General features: G+C 72.3%; 19 protein-coding genes. 8 read left to right on the plus strand and 11 right to left on the minus strand.

Annotated features, from left to right (window positions below):
* Window positions 1-282: 282 nt before the first annotated feature.
* Both ACZ4XX_RS02455 and ACZ4XX_RS02460 read left to right on the plus strand, forming a co-directional pair.
* Window positions 283-1329 (plus strand): hypothetical protein, encoded by a 1047-nt coding sequence (locus tag ACZ4XX_RS02455; RefSeq protein WP_468506150.1) that lies wholly within the window; start codon window positions 283-285, stop codon window positions 1327-1329.
* Between the two features lie 2 nt (window positions 1330-1331).
* Window positions 1332-1688, plus strand: a complete 357-nt coding sequence (locus ACZ4XX_RS02460) for a GntR family transcriptional regulator (RefSeq protein ID WP_468506151.1) — start codon at window positions 1332-1334, stop codon at window positions 1686-1688.
* 223 nt (window positions 1689-1911) lie between these two features.
* Here ACZ4XX_RS02460 and ACZ4XX_RS02465 read toward each other — a convergent pair whose 3' ends face one another.
* From ACZ4XX_RS02465 to ACZ4XX_RS02475, 3 genes are all read right to left on the minus strand, one after another.
* A complete protein-coding gene (locus ACZ4XX_RS02465) occupies window positions 1912-2871 on the minus strand; it encodes a D-2-hydroxyacid dehydrogenase family protein (protein WP_468506152.1) in 960 nt (319 codons plus the stop codon).
* Between the two features lie 247 nt (window positions 2872-3118).
* A complete protein-coding gene (locus tag ACZ4XX_RS02470; RefSeq protein ID WP_468506153.1) occupies window positions 3119-3556 on the minus strand; it encodes a hypothetical protein in 438 nt (145 codons plus the stop codon).
* Complete coding sequence (locus ACZ4XX_RS02475) at window positions 3553-5013, minus strand: APC family permease (RefSeq protein ID WP_468506154.1); 1461 nt, start codon at window positions 5011-5013, stop codon at window positions 3553-3555. The genes ACZ4XX_RS02470 and ACZ4XX_RS02475 overlap by 4 nt, the downstream gene beginning before the upstream one ends.
* Window positions 5014-5522: 509 nt before the next feature.
* On the opposite strand from ACZ4XX_RS02475, the gene ACZ4XX_RS02480 reads away from it, so the two are divergent.
* Window positions 5523-5708 carry a hypothetical protein gene (locus ACZ4XX_RS02480; protein ID WP_468506155.1) on the plus strand — a complete coding sequence of 62 codons (186 nt, stop codon included), beginning with the start codon at window positions 5523-5525 and terminating at the stop codon, window positions 5706-5708.
* Between the two features lie 48 nt (window positions 5709-5756).
* On the opposite strand, the gene ACZ4XX_RS02485 is transcribed toward ACZ4XX_RS02480, so the two are convergent.
* Window positions 5757-6719 carry a GlxA family transcriptional regulator gene (locus tag ACZ4XX_RS02485; RefSeq protein WP_468506156.1) on the minus strand — a complete coding sequence of 321 codons (963 nt, stop codon included), beginning with the start codon at window positions 6717-6719 and terminating at the stop codon, window positions 5757-5759.
* An 82-nt stretch (window positions 6720-6801) separates the two neighbouring features.
* Between ACZ4XX_RS02485 and ACZ4XX_RS02490 the strand changes: the two genes are divergently transcribed.
* Window positions 6802-7401 carry an MBL fold metallo-hydrolase gene (locus tag ACZ4XX_RS02490; RefSeq protein WP_468506157.1) on the plus strand — a complete coding sequence of 200 codons (600 nt, stop codon included), beginning with the start codon at window positions 6802-6804 and terminating at the stop codon, window positions 7399-7401.
* Between the two features lie 161 nt (window positions 7402-7562).
* The gene (locus ACZ4XX_RS02495; RefSeq protein ID WP_468506158.1) at window positions 7563-7922 is read left to right on the plus strand and encodes a hypothetical protein; all 360 of its coding nucleotides are present in this window, start codon (window positions 7563-7565) and stop codon (window positions 7920-7922) included.
* Window positions 7923-8050: 128 nt separating this feature from the next.
* Here ACZ4XX_RS02495 and ACZ4XX_RS02500 read toward each other — a convergent pair whose 3' ends face one another.
* Window positions 8051-8323: an SCO5918 family protein gene (locus tag ACZ4XX_RS02500; protein ID WP_383856918.1), complete on the minus strand. Its 273-nt coding sequence runs from the start codon at window positions 8321-8323 to the stop codon at window positions 8051-8053.
* Between the two features lie 208 nt (window positions 8324-8531).
* On the minus strand, window positions 8532-8735 hold the full coding sequence (locus ACZ4XX_RS02505) for a cold-shock protein (RefSeq protein ID WP_055598357.1): 204 nt from the start codon (window positions 8733-8735) through the stop codon (window positions 8532-8534).
* A 441-nt stretch (window positions 8736-9176) separates the two neighbouring features.
* Between ACZ4XX_RS02505 and ACZ4XX_RS02510 the strand changes: the two genes are divergently transcribed.
* Window positions 9177-9851, plus strand: a complete 675-nt coding sequence (locus ACZ4XX_RS02510) for a DUF998 domain-containing protein (protein ID WP_468506159.1) — start codon at window positions 9177-9179, stop codon at window positions 9849-9851.
* 76 nt (window positions 9852-9927) lie between these two features.
* Here ACZ4XX_RS02510 and ACZ4XX_RS02515 read toward each other — a convergent pair whose 3' ends face one another.
* From ACZ4XX_RS02515 to ACZ4XX_RS02530, 4 genes are all read right to left on the minus strand, one after another.
* On the minus strand, window positions 9928-10428 hold the full coding sequence (locus ACZ4XX_RS02515; protein WP_468506160.1) for an iron chaperone: 501 nt from the start codon (window positions 10426-10428) through the stop codon (window positions 9928-9930).
* 143 nt (window positions 10429-10571) lie between these two features.
* Window positions 10572-11201, minus strand: coding sequence for a glyoxalase (locus ACZ4XX_RS02520; RefSeq protein WP_468506161.1), 630 nt, complete (start codon window positions 11199-11201; stop codon window positions 10572-10574).
* 5 nt (window positions 11202-11206) lie between these two features.
* Window positions 11207-11653, minus strand: coding sequence for a helix-turn-helix transcriptional regulator (locus tag ACZ4XX_RS02525; RefSeq protein ID WP_468506162.1), 447 nt, complete (start codon window positions 11651-11653; stop codon window positions 11207-11209).
* Window positions 11654-11684: 31 nt separating this feature from the next.
* Window positions 11685-12095 (minus strand): VOC family protein, encoded by a 411-nt coding sequence (locus ACZ4XX_RS02530; protein WP_468506163.1) that lies wholly within the window; start codon window positions 12093-12095, stop codon window positions 11685-11687.
* Between the two features lie 157 nt (window positions 12096-12252).
* Here ACZ4XX_RS02530 and ACZ4XX_RS02535 point away from each other — a divergent pair, with 157 nt between their 5' ends.
* Both ACZ4XX_RS02535 and ACZ4XX_RS02540 read left to right on the plus strand, forming a co-directional pair.
* Window positions 12253-12867, plus strand: a complete 615-nt coding sequence (locus ACZ4XX_RS02535; protein WP_468506164.1) for a DM13 domain-containing protein — start codon at window positions 12253-12255, stop codon at window positions 12865-12867.
* 6 nt (window positions 12868-12873) lie between these two features.
* Window positions 12874-13131: an LmrA/YxaF family transcription factor gene (locus tag ACZ4XX_RS02540; RefSeq protein ID WP_468506165.1), complete on the plus strand. Its 258-nt coding sequence runs from the start codon at window positions 12874-12876 to the stop codon at window positions 13129-13131.
* On the opposite strand, the gene ACZ4XX_RS02545 is transcribed toward ACZ4XX_RS02540, so the two are convergent.
* Complete coding sequence (locus tag ACZ4XX_RS02545; RefSeq protein WP_468506166.1) at window positions 13110-13577, minus strand: hypothetical protein; 468 nt, start codon at window positions 13575-13577, stop codon at window positions 13110-13112. The genes ACZ4XX_RS02540 and ACZ4XX_RS02545 overlap by 22 nt on opposite strands.
* Window positions 13578-13659: the final 82 nt, after the last annotated feature.

The raw sequence follows: 13659 nt of genomic DNA on the forward strand, positions 1-13659 counted from the left end.
ACCCCTTACACACCCACGAGCGTTTTTTCTTGGAAGTGGGCCCCCCCCCCCGCCGCCCCCCCCCCCCACCACCCCCCCCCCCCCCCCCCCCTCCCTTCCCCCCCCCCCCCCCCCCCCCCCCCCCCGCGTCGGCGTTTCCGCGTCCCCGCTCGACCGGGTTCTGCGGGTCGGCCACCGAGCCGCGGAGCGTCTGCGGGGTTCGCATCCGGAAGAAGAGACGAGTTGTTCTAGCGAAGTGCGAACAAGTTGTTCTATCCTGATGCGAACAAGGGAGGGTTTCTCATGAACCGAGCCAGGCCGTCCACACCTGCCACGCCCAGCACACCCGGCATACCCGCGACTCCGGCATCACCCGCCACCCCGCCGACTCCGGGCGCACGCCGCCTCCGCGCGCTCGCCGCCTTTCCGTTCGTCCTCGCCCTCGTCGCCCACCTGACGCTGCTCGCCGTCTGGGACGACCGGATCCCCGACACCCTCGCCACCCACTTCTCCGGAGGCGACGGCGGCCGCGCCGACGGCTTCACCGGCCGCACCGCGTTCACCGTCATCAGCGTCGCCCTGCTCGTCGGACTCGGCACCGGCTGGACGGCGCTCGTCCGCCGCACCGCGCTCTGGGGCGCATGGGCGACGGCAGGCTTCGCCGTAACGCTGCTCGCCCTCCTCGTGCGGGACAACCTGGACGCCGTCGACCCGTCCCGGGTCGTCTCCCCGCTCACCGACCTGGCGCTCGGCGCGGCCGCCGCCGCCCTCTGCGCACTGGCGGGCTGGGCGCTGACCCGCCTCGTACCGGCCCGGGAAGGAGCGGATGTCCCCGAGGGCGAGCCCGACGCACCCCGGCTGACGCTCGGCGCGAGCGAGGTCGCCGGCTGGACCCGTGCCACCTCCTCCCGGCCGCTGACCGTCCTCGCGGCGCTCGCTCTCGTCGCCGTCCCGGTCGGCCTGGTCCTCGCGCCCTGGCCAGGCGCCCTGCTCGCGCTCCTCGGACTGGTCGTCGGCGTGCCGGGGCTGGCCCTCGCCCGGGTCCGGGTCACCGTCGACCGGCGCGGTGTCACCGTCCGGCCCTCGTTCGTCTCCCGGCCACGCGTGCGCGTGCCGCTCGACGAGGTCGCGGGCGCGAGCGTCCGGGAGCTCGACACCGCCGCGGTGCTCGCCGACTACGGCGGCTGGGGCTACCGGGTCCGCGCCGGCCGAACGGGCGTGGTCCTGCACTCCGGCGAGGCCCTCGTCGTACGGCGGAACAGCGGGCGCGAGTTCGCGGTCACCGTGCCCGACGCGCACACCGCCGCCGCCCTCCTCAACGCGCTCGCCGCACGGCATGGGAAGGTCTGACCGTGCTCTTCCGTGTCGACCCGGCCTCCGCCGTGCCCCTCGGCGACCAGATCGCCGCCTGTGTCCGGGGCGCCCTCGCCGACGGCTCCGCCGCACCCGGCGAGCGCCTCCCGGCCGCCCGGGAACTCGCCGACTCCCTCGGCGTCAACGTCCACACCGTCCTCCGCGGCTATCAGCGGCTCCGCGAGGAGGGACTGATCGAACTCCGCCGGGGCCGCGGCGCCCTCATCGTCCCCGGCGCCACCGCCCCCGACCGCGCCCGCCTGGTCTCCCGGCTCCGCGAGGCGGTGACGGACGCCCGCGAACTGGGCCTGACGGACGAGGAGTTCCTGGAACTGGCACGGACGAGCCTGGCCTAGGCCACGGCACCGCGCGGGCGGGCCCGGCGTGACGAGAGGCCCGGACCGCCCCGGACCGCCCTGCCCCAGACCGCCCTGCCCCGGACCGCCCTGCCCCGGACCGCCCTGCCCCGGACCGCCCCGGACCGGCCTGCCCCGGACCGGCCCGAGCCGGCCCGAATCACCGCCGAGCCCGCCCGGCCCGAATCACCGCCGGTCCGCCCGCCCCGACCGCCCGCCCGGCTCAGCCCAACTCGCGTACCGGCGCACCCGCCAGGAACGCCTCGATGTCCTCCACCGCCTGCCCGAAGTACCGCCCGTAGTTCCCCTCCGTCACATAGCCGAGGTGCGGCAGCGCGAGCACGTTCGGCAGGGACCGCAGCGGATCGTCCGCGGGCAGCGGCTCCGTCTCGAAGACATCGAGCCCGGCCCCCGCGATCCACCCCTCGCGCAGTGCCCGCAGCAGCGCACCGCCGTCGACGAGCCCGGCCCGGGAGCTGTTGACGAGGTACGCGTGCGGGCGCATCGCCCGCAGCTCGGGCTCACCGACCAGCCCGCGGGTCCGGTCCGAGAGCACCATGTGGAGCGAGACGAAGTCGCTGTCCGTGAACAGCTCCCGCTTGTCCTTCGCGCACCGTACGCCGTGCTCGGCGGCCCGCTCCTCCGTCAGGTTCGGGCTCCACGCGCGCACGTCCATCCCGAAGGCGAGGCCGATCCGCGCCATCCGGGCACCGATCTTGCCGAGCCCGACGAGACCGAGGGTCCGGCCCGCCAGGTCGGCGCCGACGGTGGACTGCCAGGGCCCGCCCTCGCGCAGTGCCCGCGCCTCGGCCGGTACGTGGCGGGCCAGGCCGAGGAGGAGGGCCCAGGTGAGTTCGGTGGGCGGCTCGGAACTGCTCGCGGTGCCGCAGACGGTGACCCCGCGCGCGCGTGCGGCGGCGACGTCGACGGAGGCGTTGCGCATCCCGGAGGTGATCAGGAGCCGGAGCCGGGGGAGCCGGGCCAGGAGCGCGGCGTCGACGGGGGTCCGTTCCCGCATGACGACGAGGATCTCGCAGTCCTCGACGGCGGCGACGAGCGCGTCCCGGTCGGTGAGGTGCTCGCGCAGGACGCGTACGTCGACGCGGTCGGCGAGCGGGCTCCAGTCGGCTGAGGTCAGGGCGACGCCCTGGTAGTCGTCGAGTACGGCGCAGCGCAGCTTCATGACGGCATGATCGCGCACGGCCCGGGGGGGGGGGGGGGGGGCCCCCCCCCCCCCCGGGGGGGGGGGGGGGAGGGCGGGTTGGGGTGGGCCCGCCACCCCCTGAAAGGAGGCCGCCTTGGGAGTTTGGACGGAAGGCAAAACGCACTTGAGCGCGGACAGAATCGCCAGGGTCAGGGGGCGGGGGGGGGCACCCCCCCCCGGCCCCGGGCGGTCGCTGTCTGAATCAGGTCGAGTCGGGCCCCGCACCTCACCGACGGACGGTGTCGTCGGTCTTGAGGTCGTTCAGGGAGTCCACGAAGTCGTCGACCTCGTCCGGGCAGTAGACCTGGAGGACGATCCGCTCGACCTCGACGGCCTTGGAATCGGTGATGACGGGACGCATCCCGGGGCCGGTGGCGCCGTTCCCCTGCTGGATCTTCCACAGCGCCGTCTTGAGGGCGTTGCCCGGATCCTCGCAGACCGGGCCGCCGTCGGTGCCGAGGACCAGTTCGAGGGTCTCGGTGTCGGGGGCCGGGTATCCGGCCTTCACCAGCTCGTCCTGGAGCTGGTTGGCCTTGGACGCGGTCTCGTTGTTCGTCTTCACCGCCTCGTACCGGACCAGGCCGGTGATGACGAGGCCGACGAGGATCACGATCGCACCCCAGTAGACCCATTTGTGCTCGGAGGCGAAGCGGGTGGGACTCATGCCTGCTCTCCCTCGGAGGTGGTGGCGGGGGCCGTCTTCCAGCTCGGCTTGCGGAACTTGAGGAAGGCCCAGGGGATCACGAAGCCCAGGATGACGAGGCCGCCGCCGACGATGGCGACGTACGCCCAGACGCTTCCGCTGCCGAACTGCGAGCTCGGGACGAAGCCGATGCACAGGGCGGCGAGCGAGGCGAGCAGACCGACGACGCACAGGACGCCGAGCGCGGGGGCGCGGTAGCCGCGGGGATGGTCGGGCTGGGTCTTCCGCAGCCGCATCGCGGCGGCGAACATCAGCAGGTAGACGATCAGGTACACCTGCGTGGTGATGACCGAGAAGATCCAGTAGACGCTGGAGACGTTCGGGATCAGCGCGTACCCGAGGGCGATGACCGTGGTGACGACGCCCTGGGTGACCAGGATGTTCTGCTGGATGCCGAACCTGTTCAGCTTCTGCAGGAACGGCGGCAGGTAGCCCTCCTGGCGGGAGATCTCGAGCAGGCCCTTGGACGGTCCCGCCAGCCAGGTCAGCATGCCGCCCAGGGACGCGGAGATCAGCGCGACGGCGGCGATCGGGGTGAGCCAGCCGATGTTGAAGTACGAGAAGAAGGCGTCGAAGGCCTGCATCACGCCGGCCGTGAGGCTGAGCTGGTCGGCGGGGACGACCCAGCTGATGGCGAGCGCCGGCAGGATGAAGATCAGCAGCACCAGGCCCATCGCCAGGAACATCGACTTGGGGTACTCCCTCGGCGGGTCCTTGAGCGAGGAGACGTGCACGGCGTTCATCTCCATGCCGGAGTACGACAGGAAGTTGTTGACGATCAGCACGAGGCTGGCGAGGCCCGTCCACTGCGGGAGCAGGTGCGAGGCGTTCATGGGGGCCGCCGAGGCGTTGCCCTGGCCGAGGAAGACCATGCCGAGGACGACCAGCACGGTGCCGGGGATCAGGGTGCCGATGATCAGGCCCCAGCTGGCGAGTCCGGCCAGCGCCTTCGTGCCGCGCGAGGAGACCCACACGCCCGACCAGTAGAGGACCACGATGACGATCGCGGTGTACGGGCCGCTGTTGGCGAGCGCTGGATCGATGATGTAGGCGATGGTGGACGCGACGAACCCGAGGAGACTCGGGTAGTAGAAGATCGTCATCGCGAACTGGCACCACACGGCAAGGAATCCGAGCGGCTTCGACAGCCCCTCGGAGACCCACCGGTACACGCCGCCGTTCCAGCCGGAGGCGAGCTCCGCGGAGACCAGGGCGGTCGGCAGCAGGAACACGATCGCCGGGACGAGGTAGAGGAACACGCAGGCCAGGCCGTAGACGGCCATGGTGGGCGCGGCCCGCAGACTCGCCACCGACGCGGTGGTCATCAGGGCGAGCGTCACCCAGGTGAGGGTGGTGGGTGCGGGCCGCGTCGCCGCCCGCGGTCTGGGGACGTCGGCCGGTGTGTCGATGCTGCTCATGGGCGCCTTCCCTCTGCTCGCACGATGAGCCCAAATTCGGTCGTGCGGCGGTCTCCCACAAGCGGAGGGCGTCCGGACGGGGGACCCAGGGGCGCGGGCGCACCGGGCGCACCGGGTCCGGCACCCGTCGGTCCGTCAGGCCCCCGCTCGTCGGTCCGTCAGTCCGTCAGCTCGCCGGTCCGGCAGCCGTCAGCCCGGCAGCCGTCAGCCCGGCAGTCGTCAGCCCGTCACCTCTCAGCCCGGCAGTCGTCAGCTCGCGCCGTCGCGAAGGCCGCCGCCGTCACCGAGCTGGAGCGCCAGGGCGTCCGCCCGGCAGTCCTGGAGGAGAACAGGCTCCGCTTCGACGCGAGCGGCCACGAGTGGTGGGCGCCCGGCGCCTTCGCCGCCGCGTCGCTGACCGCCGCCGTCCTCAACCTGCTGGGCAGCCCCTGGGGAACCACCCTCACCTGGGTCTTCCCCCGATCGCCTTCCTCGCCGACATCGCGGTCCTGCAGAGCCGGCTCGGCGCCGTGAAGTCCGTCCGCGCCGCCTTCCGGCGCAAGGGCGCCCCCGAGCTCCTCCGGGTCGACGTCCCCGCCTTCCTCGCGGCCGCCGAGGGCGCCCTCCCCGCCTGGACCCGCACCCTCCAGAACGTCCGCCACACAGTGGTCTTCGCCGGCTCGGCCCTGGCCCTGACGGCCGCGGCCCTCGTCTGAACCCCCGGACGATGGGCGTACGAGAGCCTCGACGGTGGCGTACGAGCCTCAGACGGTGGGCGTACGGGTGAAGGAACGGCGGTACGACCGGGGCGGGACACCACGGCGGCGGACGAACTGCGCGCGGAGCACCGCAGCGCTCCCGAAGCCGACCGCGCGGGCGATCTCCTCGACCGGCAGGTCCGTGGTCTCCAGGAGCTCCTCGGCCCGGCTCAACCGCAGGGAGAGCAGCCATGCGTGCGGGGTGGTGCCCGTGGAGGCGGCGAAGCGGCGCGCGAAGGAGCGGCGGCTCATCAGCGCCCGGCGGGCCAGCTCGGCGACGGGAAGCGGCTCGTGGAGGTGCTCCCGGGCCCAGGCGAGGACATCGGTGAGCCGGTCGTCCCGGCTGTCCTCGGGTACGGGCGTGGCGAGGTACTGGGCCTGGCCGCCGTCCCGGTGGGAGGGGAGCACCAGGTCCCGGGCGATGGCATTGGCCGTGGTGGCCCCGTACTCCCGGCGCAGCAGGTGCAGGCAGAGGTCGAAGCCGGCGGCGGCGCCCGCGCCCGTGACGATGGGGCCCTGGTCGACGTAGAGGGCGTCGGGTTCGACGGTGACGTCCGGGTGGCGTTCGGCCAGGAGTCCGGCGAACCGCCAGTGCGTGGTGGCCCGCCGCCCGTCGAGCAGCCCGGCCGCGGCGAGCGCGAACGCGCCGACGCAGTGGGCCGCGACGAGTGCCCCGCGCGCGTGGGCGGCGGTGAGCGCGTCGAGCACGGCGGGCCCCGGGGGCGTACGGAACTCGGCCCAGGGCAGGGCGATCACGAGGTCGGCGGCGGCCAGCCGGTCGAGACCGTGCTCGACCACGAGGGGCAGCCCGACGTCGGTGCGGACGTTTCCCGGCCGGTCGGTGCAGAGTGCGAAGTCGAAGAGGGGAAGGCCCCCGCCGCGCGCGTCGAACACCTCGGAGACGATGCCCGCGCCGAGCATGCCGACCCTGTGCGGGGCGTAGGCGGCGACGGTGACGAAGGGCGGCATGGGCCGAGTCTGGCACGATTCCCGCGATCGGTGGCAGTACGGCCACTCGTGAAGATGCGTGCCACGCAGAAGACTTGGGGGCATGACGAACCACGACGCACCGAGCGCCCGCACCGCCACCTACACGATCCTGACCACCGGATACACGCTCTCCACGGGCCCCGGGGTCGCCGCCACCGTCTCGTACGTGCGGGACGGCGACCGGCATGTGATCGTCGACCCCGGCATGGTGGCGAGCCGTGACCGGATCCTCGGCCCGCTCGCCGAACTCGGCCTGGGGCCGGACGACATCACCGACGTGGTGCTCAGCCACCACCATCCCGACAACACCATGAACGTCGGTCTCTTCGGCCGGGCCCGCGTCCACGACCACAAGGCGATCTACGAGAACGACCAGTGGACCGACCGCGACGCGGAGGGCCATGAGCTGGCCCCGTCGCTGCGGCTGATCCGAACCCCCGGCCACAGCCCCGAGGACATCACCCTGCTCGCCGGCACCGACACGGGCGTCGTCGCCTTCGTGGGCGACCTGTGGTGGCGGCCGAACGGCCCGGTGGAGGACCCGGTGGCCCCCGACCACACGGTCCTCAAGGACTCCCGCCTCCGCGTCCTGGCCACGGCCGACGTGATCGTCCCGGGCCACGGCCCGGAGTTCCCGGCGGACGACACGGCGCCGCTGTAGCGGGCGGCCGGGCGGAGGCGGTCACGACTGCGGTCCTGCCCGGATCCGGTCGCGGTCCTGCCTGGATCCGGTCGCGGTCCTGCCTGGATCCGGTCGGTGTGCTGCCCAGGTCCGACCGCGGTACGGCCGTGGGGCCGGCGTGCCGCCTAGAATGGACTTCCATGTCGAAGCCTGACGAGCTGCTCGTTGACATTGCCGCCACGGTGGAGTCCGGGCAGAGCAATCAGATGTCCATGACGGTGGTCGTGGGGGGTGTGGTCCTCACCGGTCGACTGGCCCCGGAAGCCCTGTGGCGACAGCGCGTGTCGGAGGTCCTGACGGACTCCGCCCGCCTGGGGGAGTTCTCCGGCATCTTCAGCCCCTCCGAACGCGCGGACGGGCCACCCACCCACCTGCACTTCCACCTCGCCCGGATCCTCCAGGGCACGGTGGGCATCCCGGAGACCGGCGGCATGTACCGGGTCGCCCTCGAGGACGTCAGCGCCTGGACGGTGGGCGACTTCAGCTACTTCGATCACTGATCGGTCATTGACCGGTCACTGACCGATCAGAGTCGTCGGCCGATCGGAGTCGCCGACCGTTCGGAGTCGCCGACCGATCGGAGTCGCCGACCGTTCGGAGTCGCCGACCGTTCGGAGTCGTCGACCGGTCAGAAGGTCGTCTCGGAGGGCGAGGCCTGCTCCTCGGCGGTGACCGTGAGGCAGGTGAAGCCGAGCTTCGTCATGGCCCGCACGACCTCGCCGGCGCTGAAGTCACGGCGGTCCTGGCGGGTGACGACCTCGCCGACCTGCTTCACGGGGTACTGGCGCCGCCCGATGACGACGACGTCGCCGATGGCGGGCTCGGGCTTGACACCCTTCATGGATTCGAGCACGCCGGCTTTGGTCAGCTCGAACGGGAAGCGGGCGATGACACAGCGCATGGTGACTCCTGCGGAGAAGTGGTCCAGAAGGGGGCCGGCCAGGAAATTCCCGCAGCCGATGAGGGGTACTGAAGGGTACGAAGCGGTTCTACGAGGTACTTCACGGTACTGAGGTACCGGGGTTCTCCGGGTTGCAAAGAGCTGAGGCCCGCACCCCAAAGGTGCGGGCCTCAGCTCGTCAGCTTGTACTACGCGTCAGCGCCGGGTGTCAGGCGGGGACGATGTTCTCGGCGGTCGGGCCCTTCTGGCCCTGCGCGATGTCGAAGCTCACCTTCTGGCCTTCCTGCAGCTCACGGAAGCCAGAGGACGCGATGTTCGAGTAGTGGGCGAAGACGTCGGGGCCGCCACCGTCCTGCTCGATGAAGCCGAAGCCCTTTTCCGAGTTGAACCACTTCACGGTGCCAGTCGCCATGCCAAATTCTCCTTCGGGGCAGTGCTCGGAGCCCACACTGTGTGTGCTCCGTGTCGCTGCGATGATCGCCCCGTCCGGAAAAAGCCCGGAAATGAAAAAGGGTGCCCAGCGCCGGAAAAACCGGAAGGGCACTCGTACGTTCGGGACCCACAACTGCAACTGATATCGACAGTAGCACGATGGGGCGGAGCGTGCGGGGTGAAGATTTCTCCCCGTCGCATCCCGTGTGTTTACATGACAAATTTTCACCGCGCGTAGCTGCGAATTCTCACGGGACGATCTCGGAAATCTGCCCGCGCGGAGCACGGGGTGCAGGGGGTCCGGGGAGGCGTCGGCGGTGTGGCTCAGGTCACACGGGCCGGTCGATGACCGGCTGCCCTCGGGCCGGTCGTGACAGTGACACCGGAGCGACCGACTCCCCTGCCCGAGGAAGGCCCGACCATGACCGCCACGCTCAACACCCCTGTCCGCGCCGCCCGTTCCACCTCCGGGGCGGGCGCCCGTCGCCTGCTGCTCGGCGGGATCGTCGGGGGCCCGCTGTTCCTCGCCGTGGGCGTGGCCCAGGGGCTCACACGGGACGGCTTCTCCTTCGGCCGCAACGCGCTCAGTCAGCTCGCCCTGGGCGACGCGGGGTGGATCCAGACGGCGAACTTCCTGCTGGCCGCCGTCCTGATCGGCGCCGGCGCGATCGGCCTGCGCCGCACGCTGGCGGGCGGCCCGGGTGCCACCTGGGTCCCGGTGCCGACCGGTGTCTTCGGCGCCTCGTTCGCGGCCGCCGCGGTCTTCCCCGCCGACGCCGGGGCCGGGTTCCCCGCGGGCGCCCCCGAGACGTCCACGCTCAGCACGCACGGCGCCGTCCACATGCTCGCCGGCATGGTCGGCCACCTCGCCCTGTGCGTGGCCTTCCTGGTCCTGGCCCGTACGTTCGCCGCCCGCGGCGACCGCGTCCGGGCACTGACCTCCCGTATCGCTCCGGCCCTGGTGCTCGCCGGCTTCGCGGCCTCCGCCGTCACGGTGACGGCGTTCACGGCCGGCGCGGCCCTGGGCCTGTGCTGGCTGGCGGCGGCCACGTACCGCCTGCGCGTGACCCGCGCGACCCCGACGCCGAACCGCTGACCGGGGGGCTACGGCGGTATCGGGGGCGAAGGGCGCAACGGGGTGCGCCCGGAGCCGTCCGGCCCCGCCGGTGGTGTCAGCCGGCGGCCTGCGTGATGAGCGCGGCGATCCGGGTCTCGTCGGCGACGGTGAGCTCGGTCAGGGCGTAGCTGGTCGCCCACATGGTGCCCTCGTCGAGCTGAGCGAGGTCGCTGAAGCCGAGCGTGGCGTAGCGGCTCTTGAACTTCTGCGCGCTCTGGAAGAAGCAGACGACCTTCCCGTCCCTGGCGTACGCGGGCATGCCGTACCAGGTCTTCGGCGCCAGGTCCGGCGCGTGCTCCTTGACGATCGCGTGGAGCCGCTCGGCGAGGACCCGGTCGGTGTCCGTCATCTCGGCGATCTTCGCCAGGACATCGGCCTCCCCGTCGGCCTTGGCCGAGCGCGAGCCGCGCCGCGCGGTGCTCTTGAGCTCCGTGGCGCGCTCCTTCATCGCGTCGCGCTCCTCCTCGGTGAAGCCGTCGTACTTCGCTTCGCTCTTGCCCTTGGCGGCGCTGGTGCCGGTGCTGGTGCTCTTGGTGGACGACCGCGTGTTCGACATGACGGGGTTCCTCTCACAAGGCTGGCTGGGGATGGCTACTGCGTACGGGAGGGGTGGGGTTTCGGACCTGCCGGGGCACGGGGCCGGGGTAAGGGGTCGGGGTAAGGGGCCGGGGTGTGCGGGGACGGGGTCAGGACGCGGGGTCAGGACGCGGCGGTCACGGGAGCGGGCTCCCAGGTGAACCCGTCCGGGTCGGTGAAGGCGCCGGTTCCCTCGCCGCCGAGCACGATCCGGTGGGACCCTTCGCCGTCGACGGGGACGCCGACGTCCTTCGCGAGGGCGCGGCGCCCGTACAGGGCGAGCTTGACCGGGCTGCCCTCGGCGGCGGCGAACTCGACGTACTTGCGGCCGAAGCTCTTCCCGACGGTGAGGCCGTGCTCGACGTAGAACGCCCTGCTGGCGGCGACGTCCGCGGCTCCGACGAGGAGGACGAAGGAGTCGACGCGGCCGGTGGCCGGACCGGTGTCCTTCTTGTTCGACGTCGCGACCTTCCAGATGGTCCCGTCCGGGGCCCGGAAGACGCCGCCGTAGCCCCAGAAGGACTTCGACGCGGGCTTGAGCGAGGTGGCGCCGGCGGCCAGGGCCGCGTCGACGAAGTGCCGGACGTCGGCCGGCCGGTCCACCGTGAGGGAGAGCGAGAAGCCGCGGAACCCGGTGGTCGGCGCGTCGGAGGCCCGCAGGCTCACATGGGCGCCGAGACCGGCGGCGGCGTAGAAGCGGTCGGCGGCCGGGAGATCGGCCACCTCGAGGGTGACGGAGGCGATGGCGTTCATGAGAATCACGCTAGTTGCGGGGCCGTCACCGGTGCTTCTCGATTCCTGACCGGTCGGGTGACCTGCTTCGCCACGCACGAGGGCAGGCCGGCCTCGCCGTCGGCGACCTGGCGCTTGTAGACGCTGGGCGACACGCCGACGAGCTCGGTGAAGCGGGTGCTGAAGGTGCCGAGGGAGGAGCAGCCGACCGTGAAGCAGACGTCGGTGACGCTGAGGTCGCCCCGCTGGAGCAGTGCCATGGCCCGCTCGATGCGCCGCGTCATGAGGTAGGAGTACGGGGCCTCGCCGTACGCCTGCTTGAACTGGCGGCTGAGGTGCCCGGCGGACATGTGCACCCCGCGGGCGAGCGCCTCGACGTCCAGCGGCTGTGCGTACTCCCGGTCGATCCGGTCGCGAACGCGGCGCAACCGCGCCAGATCACTCAGGCGCTGCGCCTCGGTCAGTGCGCTCATCCACGCAGGATGACACATGAGGGGAATCCTTTCAGCGCAGTTGCTGGACGCGGACGAGGTTGCCCGCGGGATCGCGGAAGGCGCAGTCCCGCACGCCGTACGGCTGGTCGGTGGGCTCCTGGACCACCTCGACGTCCCCGGCCTGCACCTTCTCGAAGGTGGCGTCGAGGTCGGGGGTGGCGAGCAGGATCCAGCCGTAGGTGCCCTTGGCCATCATCTCGGCGATGGTGCGCCGCTCGGCCTCGGTGATCCCCGGGTCGGCGCCGGGCGGCGCGAGCAGGATCGACGTACCGGGCTGTCCGACGGGTCCGACGGTGATCCAGCGGGTCCTGCCCTGGCCGACGTCGCTGCGCACCTCGAAGCCGAGGGCGTCGCGGTAGAAGGCGAGGGAGGCGTCGGGATCCTCGTGCGGGAGGACGGTGGTGTGAATGGTGAGGTCCATGCCCACAAGCTAGTTGGGCGCTCACGCCCCCGCTTCTCGATTCCTGACGAATGCGGCCGGTCTTCGCGAGCCGATCGCTCCGGTACGAGGAGTCCGCGCCGCATGTGCATGACGGGGGAAGGAAGATGGGGCATCCCGAGAGGAAGAGGTACGGACGGTGGCAGGCGGCACGGGGAACGATCCTGGGCGGACGCGTCGGCGCGGGCGCCGGCGGCTGCTCGCAGCCGGTCTGGTGGCGCTGACGGCGGTGCTGGGCGCGGGGGTGTACTGGTTCCAGCCGTGGAAGCTGTGGCAGGACGACACGGTGCACGAGGCGTTCCCGACCGCGCCGCCGAACCCGTCCGCCACGGCTGCCCCGGGGGGCGCGGCGAAGCCGACCGTGTCGGGGACCCCGGCCGGGTCCGCGCGCCCGGGCGACCCGAAGGAGGTCGCCCGGGGCGACCTGATCAGCCACGAGCACGCGACCACGGGTACGGCCAGGCTCGTCCGCCTTCCCGACGGCTCGCACGTCCTCCGCCTGGAGGACCTCGACACCAGCAACGGCCCCGACCTGCGCGTCTGGCTGACCGACGCCCCGGTGAAGGAGGGCACGGCCGGCTGGCGGGTCTTCGACGACGGCAGGTACGTCAGCCTCGGCAGGCTCAAGGGCAACAAGGGTGACCAGAACTACCCGGTGCCGGCGGGAGTGGACGTCGCCGACTACTCCAGCGTCACCGTCTGGTGCGACCGCTTCGACGTCTCCTTCGGCGCGGCGAGGCTCGGGGCGGTGTAGCGGCCTGTGATCCTCCGTCCCGGCGACCTTGCGTCCCGCCACACCGCCCCGACGAGCTGGACGGACGGCCTCGCCGCCTTCTACCGGGCCGGAGGCGTCACCGAGCCCGCGGCGCACGAGACGGCGAGCTCGGTGATCGCCCTGCTGGAGGGCGCGTTCATGCTGGGCCGTGCCGCCCGCAGCACCGATCCGGTGACGGCCGCGGCGCGGGCTGCCGCGGCCGTCGTGCGGGCGGCCCCGGCTCAGGAGGGAGAGTCCGCGTAGGCGGCCTCCGCCGTCGGGCGCATCCGCTGGAACAGGACCCGCCCCAGATCGAGCACGCTCAGGCCGAACATGAGCACGCCCAGCGGAACATGAACCTCCATCACGTGATTGACCCCCATCACCACCTGCAGGGTCCCCAGGAGCAGGAAGCCGGTCGCGTGGAGGGCCGGCCGGGCCGGGCCCCCGCCCGGCCGCCACGCCAGGATCGCGGCGAGCAGGTACAGCATCGACATCGCGTACGTGCCCTTGGATCCGAGGTCGTGCACGGTCGATCCGACCTCTGAGGTCAGCGCCATTCCGGCCGTGACGGCCTGGAAGAAGATGCTTGCCGTCTGCAGGGCGACGGAGACGCGCACGAACCCCGCGAACCGGCCGTCGCCCCGCCCCGCCGCCGCCGTGTCCGCTGTCGACGCCGCCGCCGTCCCCGCTGTCGTCCGCGTGGCCATGATGATCCCGTCCTTCCGCTGCCGGTCGCTCTCTCGGCAGTCCGACGACGCAGCCCCCGAGAATGTGAGGCGCTGGACCGGG

It is taken from the genome of Streptomyces sp. NPDC029956 (assembly GCF_055574655.1).

Excerpts from the sequence above, each read along its gene's own strand:
- ACZ4XX_RS02545 (WP_468506166.1), bottom strand. The coding sequence starts at position 13,577 with ATGGCCACGCGGACGACAGCGGGGACGGCGGCGGCGTCGACAGCGGAC.
- ACZ4XX_RS02505 (WP_055598357.1), bottom strand. The coding sequence starts at position 8,735 with ATGGCGACTGGCACCGTGAAGTGGTTCAACTCGGAAAAGGGCTTCGGC.
- ACZ4XX_RS02530 (WP_468506163.1), bottom strand. The coding sequence starts at position 12,095 with ATGGACCTCACCATTCACACCACCGTCCTCCCGCACGAGGATCCCGAC.
- ACZ4XX_RS02485 (WP_468506156.1), bottom strand. The coding sequence starts at position 6,719 with ATGCCGCCCTTCGTCACCGTCGCCGCCTACGCCCCGCACAGGGTCGGC.
- ACZ4XX_RS02465 (WP_468506152.1), bottom strand. The coding sequence starts at position 2,871 with ATGAAGCTGCGCTGCGCCGTACTCGACGACTACCAGGGCGTCGCCCTG.
- ACZ4XX_RS02455 (WP_468506150.1), top strand. The coding sequence starts at position 283 with ATGAACCGAGCCAGGCCGTCCACACCTGCCACGCCCAGCACACCCGGC.
- ACZ4XX_RS02500 (WP_383856918.1), bottom strand. The coding sequence starts at position 8,323 with ATGCGCTGTGTCATCGCCCGCTTCCCGTTCGAGCTGACCAAAGCCGGC.
- ACZ4XX_RS02470 (WP_468506153.1), bottom strand. The coding sequence starts at position 3,556 with ATGAGTCCCACCCGCTTCGCCTCCGAGCACAAATGGGTCTACTGGGGT.
- ACZ4XX_RS02525 (WP_468506162.1), bottom strand. The coding sequence starts at position 11,653 with ATGAGCGCACTGACCGAGGCGCAGCGCCTGAGTGATCTGGCGCGGTTG.
- ACZ4XX_RS02520 (WP_468506161.1), bottom strand. The coding sequence starts at position 11,201 with ATGAACGCCATCGCCTCCGTCACCCTCGAGGTGGCCGATCTCCCGGCC.
- ACZ4XX_RS02510 (WP_468506159.1), top strand. The coding sequence starts at position 9,177 with ATGACCGCCACGCTCAACACCCCTGTCCGCGCCGCCCGTTCCACCTCC.
- ACZ4XX_RS02490 (WP_468506157.1), top strand. The coding sequence starts at position 6,802 with ATGACGAACCACGACGCACCGAGCGCCCGCACCGCCACCTACACGATC.
- ACZ4XX_RS02475 (WP_468506154.1), bottom strand. The coding sequence starts at position 5,013 with ATGAGCAGCATCGACACACCGGCCGACGTCCCCAGACCGCGGGCGGCG.
- ACZ4XX_RS02495 (WP_468506158.1), top strand. The coding sequence starts at position 7,563 with ATGTCGAAGCCTGACGAGCTGCTCGTTGACATTGCCGCCACGGTGGAG.
- ACZ4XX_RS02515 (WP_468506160.1), bottom strand. The coding sequence starts at position 10,428 with ATGTCGAACACGCGGTCGTCCACCAAGAGCACCAGCACCGGCACCAGC.